The sequence below is a fragment of the Rhodococcus sp. T2V genome (assembly GCF_029269925.1).
Lineage (GTDB): Bacteria > Actinomycetota > Actinomycetes > Mycobacteriales > Mycobacteriaceae > Rhodococcus_F > Rhodococcus_F koreensis.
The window spans coordinates 1-1018 of record NZ_JARJBD010000314.1 but is presented as its reverse complement, the minus strand read 5'-3'; the positions used below and the strand labels follow the sequence as shown (position 1 = coordinate 1018).

The following is a 1018-nucleotide window of genomic DNA, read 5'->3' as shown; positions in this document are numbered from 1 at the left end:
ACCGACAGCGGGAGGGTGTCCAGGTGCACGACCTGCGCCGGAATCATGTACGACGGGACCCGGGTCGACAGGTGTGCCCGCACGTCGGACCACTCGGCCGCGCGCCGTCCCACCAGATAGGCGACGAGCGCCTCCTCGCCACGCTCGTCCCGGTGCACCACCACGACCGCCTGCACCACATCCGGATGCGTCTCCAGGGCCGACTCGATCTCCCCCAACTCGATCCGCTGCCCCCGCAACTTCACTTGAAAATCCGTACGACCCAGATACTCCAGAGCCCCGTCCCCGCGCCGACGCACCAGATCACCCGTCCGATACATCCGCCCACCCGCGACGAACGGATTCGCCACGAACCGATCCGAGGTGAGATCGACGCGGCCGAGGTACCCCCGCGCCAACTGATCACCCGCCAGATACAGCTCCCCCGCCACCCCGTTCGGCACCGGATGCAACCGCGCATCGAGCACATACACCTGCGTGTTCCACACCGGACGACCGATCGGCACCGACACCGTGTCCGACGCACCCGTCTCCCAGTACGTCACATCGACCGCAGCCTCCGTCGGCCCGTACAAATTGTGCAGACCCGCACCACTGACCGCCCGGAACCGCGACACCTGCTCCGGCGTCAACGCCTCCCCCGAACAGAACACCAACCGCAACGAATCACACTGCACCACAGCCGGTTCGGCAGTGAACACCGACAGCATCGACGGCACGAAATGCGCGGTGGTGACGCGGTGCCGGCGGATGAGGGTGGCGAGGTAATCGGGGTCGCGGTGCCCGTCGGGTGCGGCGATCACCAGGGACGCCCCGACCTGCAGCGGCCAGAACAGCTCCCACACCGACACGTCGAACGTCACCGGCGTCTTCTGCAGAACAACGTCCGCACTGGTCAGGGCATATTCGTGCTGCATCCACAGCAGACGATTCACGATCGCGCCATGCGTGACCGCGACCCCCTTCGGACGACCCGTCGAGCCGGACGTGAAGATCACGTACGCCGTGTTCGCCGCGG

1 protein-coding gene is annotated in these 1018 nt (G+C 66.8%); it reads right to left on the bottom strand.

Annotation, left to right across the window (positions count from 1 at the left end):
• Window positions 1-1018, bottom strand: a 1018-nt coding sequence (locus P3H15_RS54100; protein ID WP_276144840.1) for an amino acid adenylation domain-containing protein, incomplete at both ends; no start/stop codon positions are given.